A 6,293-nucleotide genomic window follows, 5' to 3' on the forward strand; every position below is an offset into this window, starting at 1 on the left:
ACTACGCTACGAGCCATTGGTGCCAGTTCCTGTCACTTATCGGTCTGCAGGTGCGGAAGAATGAGGTCATGTCCGACACGAGCTCCCGCACCCTGCGGCTTCTGTCGCTGTTGCAGACCCACCGCTACTGGCTCGGCGCCGAACTCGCCGACCGGATGGGCGTCTCGTTGCGCACCCTGCGCCGCGACATCGAACGGCTCCGCGATCTCGGATATCCGGTGCGGTCCGATCGTGGGGTCGGCGGTGGGTATCAGCTCGCGCCGGGCGCGTCGTTGCCACCACTGGCTCTCGACGACGACGAAGCGGTCGCGCTCGCGGTCGGCCTACTCACCGCGGCCCAGACCTCGATCACCGGGATCGCCGAGATCTCCGTGCGCGCGCTGGCCAAGGTCATCCAGGTGATGCCGCCGCGGCTGCGACGCCAGGTGGAGGCGCTCGATGCAGCGACGGTCTCCGCCGACATCCCCTGGGCGACCCGTGCGACCGATTCGCAGCAACTCGTCACCGTCGCGCGCGCCTGCCGCGACGACGAACGCATCGTCTTCGAGTACACCGCGGCCGACGGCACCGCGACGAGCCGGCGCGTCGAACCCCGGCAGCTCGTCTCCCTCGGGCGACGCTGGTATCTGGTCGGCTACGACCTCGACCGCGGTGACTGGCGCAGCTTCCGGCTCGACCGCATGGCCGAGACCACGGCCACAGGGACGCGATTCCGACAACGCGAGCTGCCCGGCGGCGACGCCGCGGCCTTCGTCGAACGCGGCATCCGCAGCCGCTCCCAGGTGAAGGTCAGCGCCGAACTGGAGGCTCCGGAGCACGAGGTGCGGCGCCGGATCGGTCAGTGGGCCGAGGTGATCGCGATCGACTCCGAACGGTGCCGGATCGAGGTGGACGCCGACAGCATGGACTGGGCGGTCTTCGCCGTGGGCATGTCCGGTGGGCGGCTGCTCGGCGCGTCGCCACCCGAGTTCGTCGAGCACCTGGAAAACTGGGCGAATCGGCTGGTCACCGCCGTCGAACACTCGGAATGACCACCATCGGGGCTATGACCCATCCCACAATCGGCGGGGCATCGGAATGCCGTCGGGGGTGGAGGTGGTTGCGCCACCCATGGATCTGTTCACACCTGTAGCCCTCGGAGACCTCGAACTCGCGAACCGTATCGTCATGGCGCCGCTGACCCGCCTGCGTGGTGGTTCGGCCGGTGTACCCGGAGATCTGATCGTCGAGCACTACCGTCAGCGGGCGAGTGCCGGCCTGATCATCGCCGAGGGAACCTATGTGAACTTCGAATCGCAGGCCTTCGTCGGTCAGCCCGGCATCGTCACCGACGAGCAGGTCGCCGGCTGGCGTCGCGTCGCGGATGCCGTGCACGAGCGCGACGGACGCATCGTGCTGCAGTTGATGCACGGCGGCCGCGTCACGCATCCCGACGTCAACGGTGGCCGGCGTGTCGTCGGGCCGAGCGCGATCGCCATCGACGGCCAGGTGCACACCGAGCAGGGCAAGCAGCCCTACCCTGTGCCGCACGCGCTGACCATCGACGAGATCCCGTCCGTCGTCGACGATTTCGTCGCCTCGGCCCGCCGCGCGATCGATGCCGGACTCGACGGCGTCGAGGTCCACAGCGCCAACGGCTACCTGTTGCACGAATTCCTCTCCCCCGCATCGAACGTGCGGGACGACGAGTACGGCGGTTCGGTGGAGAATCGGATCCGCCTCGTGGTCGAGGTCGTCGAGGCCGTGTCGAAGGCGGTCGGCGCCGGACGTGTGGGGTTGCGGATCTCTCCCGAGCACAACATCCAGGACGCAGTCGAGACCGATCGCGACGACGTGCGCGCCGTCTACGGCGCTCTGGTCGATGCCCTGCAGCCCCTCGGCCTGGCGTATCTGTCGGTCCTGCACAAGGAGCCGACCGGCGAACTGGTGCAGGAACTCCGGAAGCGGTTCGGCGGCAAGGTGATCGCCAACAGCGGCTTCGGCTCGTCGACCACACGCGACGAGGCCGTGCAGCTGATCGAGGAGTCGCACGCCGACGCCGTGGCCGTCGGCCGCGCGCTGATCGCCAATCCCGACCTGGCCGAGCGCTGGCGGGACGGGCAGCCGGAGAACGCACCGCGTCCGGAGCTGTTCTACGCGTCCGGAGCCGAGGGTTACACCGACTACCCGTTCCTGCAGACCGCCTGAGCGTAAGTCCTACGAGGCGCTCGGATCCTTGCGCGCCGAACCGTTTCTCGCCGCTGCTGTAGCGCGGGCGAGCCTCGGTTCGGCGCGCGAGGTCGTTTCGGTCTCCCGAGACAGGTCGGGCATCATCCATTCGAGCACCGGCCGCCACCGCGCCACATCATCCGGGAAACACGTGCTCAGCAGCTCGACCATCGCCGACGGAGCGATCGAGGCGCCGGGCGACGCCCCGAGCAACCCGGCGATGCTGCCGTCCGCGCTCGCCACGACCTCGGTGCCGAAGGTCAGGACCCCGACCCTGCGACGATCGGGTTTGACGAGCTGGGCTCGTTGCCCCGCGTCGATCAATTCCCAGTCGGACTCCCGCGCCTCGGGACAGAATCGCTGGTCCAGGCGCACGGCGAAGCGCTCGCCGACAAGGTTCGGGACGGCCGGCTCGATCTCGTCGTCATCATTCCTCCGCCGACGGATCTACCGGTCACCGTGCTCGCGCAGCAGCGGTTGTTGCTCCACCTCCCGAGCAGCCACCGACTCGCCGGACGCGCCTGCCTCGACCTGCGCGATCTCGCGGACGATCACTTCATCGCCGGCCCACCCGACTATCACATCCGCAGAGAACTCGAAACTGTCTGCGCCTAAGCAGGATTCGAACCGTACATCGCGTTCGAGATCAGCGAGTTCGAAACGATCCGGGCGCTGGTCGCCCAGGGCCTCGGTATTGCACTGTTGCCTCGCTCCGAAACGCCTGTGCCCGGAATCGTCACCGTACCGGTCGCCGGAATCGCGAATCGCACCATCGGGTTGACAACGGGCACGAGGACGCCGTCCCCGGCGGTCGCGCGACTGCACGCTCATATCGCCGGGCACGCCGACAGATTCGACGGTCGCCGGCTCGATTCGTAGGCATCGTCCATCGAACGCAAGACGTGGCGCACAGCCGCGAGAGCCGTGCGCCATCTCCTGCGTCGCCGGTCCCGACGAGGCGCAAGCTCCGGGTTCGAATGGTCGCCGGCGGGGTATGCCACACAGATGCGATCGTCTGCAACGAGTGTTACCCGACGCCGCTGTCGGCAGTTCTCGGATACGAGGACGTCGTGCGGACTGCGGCATCCAGACCGGCAGGTGGAGCCTATTTATTCGAGCAGATCAACACCACATTCGGCGGTTCGGTAAACGCATCGACCTTCGAGCCCGTCGTCGCTTTTCCCTGACCTACCTACCTACCGTCGAGGAGTTCTCCATGACAGCAACAGATCTCGGTTCCAGCGCCACGTTCGCCGGGCAACCGGTCGCCTCCCAGTTCATCGATGGGCAGTGGCGCGAGGGACGCTCCGAGCGCGTCCTGACCGACACCAACCCGTTCGACGACAGCGTGGTCGCCACGATCCGCCTCGCTTCCGCCGAGGACGTCGACGCCGCCTACACCGCTGCCCGGGCAGCACAGACCGAGTGGGCCGCGACCGCTCCCGCCGAGCGCGCCGCGGTCCTGCGTCGCGCCGCGCAGATCCTCGAACAACGCCGAGCCGAGATCATCGACTGGCTGGTCGCCGAGTCCGGCTCGACGCGGATCAAGGCCGATACCGAGGTCGCCCTGGCCATCGGCATCACTCAGGAGGCGGCGTCGTTCCCGTCCCGGGTCCACGGATCGATCTTCGATTCGAACACCCCGAACCGTGAAATGCGGGTATACCGCAAGCCCATCGGAGTGGTCGGGGTGATCAGCCCGTGGAATTTCCCGCTGCACCTGTCGCAGCGATCGGTGGCACCGGCATTGGCGTTGGGCAATGCCGTGGTGCTCAAGCCGGCCTCGGACACTCCGGTGACCGGCGGTCTGTTGATCGCGCGGATCTTCGAGGAAGCAGGCCTACCGGCGGGAGTGTTGTCGGTGGTGATCGGCTCCGGTTCGGAGATCGGCGACGCTTTCGTCGAGCATCCCGTCCCGCGGTTGATCTCCTTCACCGGCTCGACACCGGTCGGCAAGCAGGTCGGTGCGGTCGCCACCGGCGGTGAGCACCTCAAGAAGGTGGCACTCGAATTGGGCGGCAACGCACCCCTGGTGGTCCTCGACGATGCCGATCTCGATGCGGCCGTGGAGGCAGCGGTGACCGGGTCGTTCCTGCATTCCGGACAGATCTGCATGGCCGTGAACCGCATCATCGTGCAGGCGCCGGTGTACGACGATTTCGTCGAGCGGTTCACCCGAGCCGCGCAGGCCGTGCCCTACGGCGATCCCTCCGCAGACGGCACTTTGGTCGGGCCCGTCGTCAACGATTCGCAGTTGAAGGGCCTCGAGGAGAAGATCGAGCAGGCCCGGCACGCCGGAGCACGCGTTGCGCTCGGTGGGAAGATCGACGGCCGGGTCGTGCCTCCGCACGTGTTCGTCGACGTCACGCCCGACATGGAGATCGCCCGCGAGGAGATCTTCGGCCCGATGGTCGCGGTCCTGCGCGCCGATGACGAAGCACACGCCCTCGAACTGGCCAACGACCACGAATTCGGTCTGTCCAGCGCGGTCTTCACGCAGAACATCGACCGCGGACTGCAATTCGCGCATCGGGTCGAGGCAGGCATGACGTTCATCAACGAGATGACCGTTCAGGACGAGGCGCACGTGGCATTCGGTGGCGAACGCAACTCCGGCCTCGGACGATTCAACGGCGAGTGGGCGATCGAGGAGTTCACCACCGATCACACGATCGGCGTGACTCGGCTGGTGTAGGCACGCCGCAGCGCCCTCCGGCTCCGATACAGCATTCTGCCGTCTGCACCCTGCCCAGCCTCGGGGTGCAGACGGCAAGCCGTCACAGAGGCCTCCTCGGTTGACGGTGAGAACGCCCGGGCCGGCGTGCCGTTGCGTTCACTGCCTCCTCTTTGTACGCTCCGTACATGGCAGGATTGTCGACAATCCTACAAACCCGGAGGCGGCCGATGGAGTTCCCCGAACCGACGCGCCCATATTCTCTGCGGTCTCCGATCCTGACGCGGCGCACGCGATGAACGACGACCAGCTCACCATAGGACAGCGTTCCAGCGTCTCCTCCACGGACGAGGACGTCCGGATTCGCGTCCTCGCCGACAGACTCCGGGCGCTGGGCGTCCCGGTCGACACCTCCACGCGTCGACGGGCCGAGTACTCCTACGATGCCTCCACCTACCGGGTGCCACCGTCGGCCGTGGTCTTTCCTCGGTCGGTGGACGACGTCGTGGCGGTGGTGACCGTCTGCGGCGACACCGGGATTCCGTTGGTCAGCCGAGGGGGCGGGACCTCGATGGCGGGCAATGCCGTCGGCCCCGGTGTGATCGTCGACTTCTCCCGGCACATGAACCGCATCCTCGACATCGACGAGACGTCCGGTGTCGCCGACGTCGAACCGGGCGTCGTGCTCGCTACCCTCACGCGGACGGTCGAAGACGCGTCCTCGGGTCGGATGACCTTCGCCCCCGATCCCTCGTCGAAGAACCGGGCCACGGTCGGTGGCGCGCTGGGCAACGACGCCTGCGGAAACCACTCGGTGCGCTACGGCCGCATGTCCGATCACGTCCACGAGATCGACCTCGTCACCGCCGACGGGTTCCGGCTCACCGCGGCGCAGCGAGGTCTGCGTGCCACCGACCCCGACGACGCGGCCGCTGCGGCGCGCGCGCAACAGCTCGACGCCGAGCTCACCGCGCTGGCGGGCGAGCACCTGTTCGAGTTCCGCACCGAACTCGGGAGGATCCAACGGCAGGTCTCGGGGTACCACCTCGACCATCTGTTGCCGGAGAAGCGGTTCGACGTCGCCCGTGCGCTCGTCGGATCCGAGGGAACGTGCGCGGTGATCGTCGGGGCCCGCGTCGAGCTGGTTCCCCGCCCGTCCAGCGCGTTGCTGGTCTGCCTCGGCTACGACGACGTCGTCGACGCGGCCCGCGACATCGGAACCATCCTGGAATTCTCTCCCGCGGCGGTCGAGGGTGTCGACGCGGCGATCGTCGAGACCATGCGGCTGCGTCGGGGCGAGAATTCCGTCCTCGGCCTCCCCACGGGAAACGCGTGGCTCTACGTCGACCTGGACGGTGACGACCCGGACTCCGTGGCCGCGGCCGCCGACGCACTGCTCGACGAACTTCGC

General features: G+C 67.7%; 5 protein-coding genes and 1 pseudogene. 5 read left to right on the forward strand and 1 reads right to left on the reverse strand.

The genetic code is table 11. From position 1 onward, the window contains the following. The first annotated feature begins 68 nt into the window (after positions 1–68). Both ACLBYD_RS13270 and ACLBYD_RS13275 read left to right on the forward strand, forming a co-directional pair. On the forward strand, positions 69–1,031 hold the full coding sequence (locus ACLBYD_RS13270) for a helix-turn-helix transcriptional regulator (RefSeq protein WP_447816791.1): 963 nt from the start codon (positions 69–71) through the stop codon (positions 1,029–1,031). 79 nt (positions 1,032–1,110) lie between these two features. Then, on the forward strand, positions 1,111–2,187 hold the full coding sequence (locus ACLBYD_RS13275) for an alkene reductase (RefSeq protein WP_447816792.1): 1,077 nt from the start codon (positions 1,111–1,113) through the stop codon (positions 2,185–2,187). A 9-nt stretch (positions 2,188–2,196) separates the two neighbouring features. Here the strand turns inward: ACLBYD_RS13275 and ACLBYD_RS13280 are convergent, their stop codons facing one another. Next, positions 2,197–2,583, reverse strand: a complete 387-nt coding sequence (locus tag ACLBYD_RS13280; protein WP_447816793.1) for a malate:quinone oxidoreductase — start codon at positions 2,581–2,583, stop codon at positions 2,197–2,199. Here ACLBYD_RS13280 and ACLBYD_RS13285 point away from each other — a divergent pair. The 3 genes and pseudogenes from ACLBYD_RS13285 to ACLBYD_RS13295 all read left to right on the forward strand — a co-directional run. Beyond that, positions 2,515–3,087: pseudogene (locus tag ACLBYD_RS13285) on the forward strand (LysR substrate-binding domain-containing protein). The gene ACLBYD_RS13280 and the pseudogene ACLBYD_RS13285 sit on opposite strands and share 69 nt — an antisense overlap. Positions 3,088–3,424: 337 nt before the next feature. Further along, a complete protein-coding gene (locus ACLBYD_RS13290; RefSeq protein ID WP_447816794.1) occupies positions 3,425–4,903 on the forward strand; it encodes an aldehyde dehydrogenase family protein in 1,479 nt (492 codons plus the stop codon). A gap of 274 nt (positions 4,904–5,177) precedes the next feature. Continuing rightward, a partial coding sequence (locus ACLBYD_RS13295; protein WP_447816795.1) for an FAD-binding oxidoreductase occupies positions 5,178–6,293 on the forward strand: 1,116 nt, incomplete at its 3' end.

The sequence above is a fragment of the Rhodococcus sp. C26F genome (assembly GCF_053345925.1).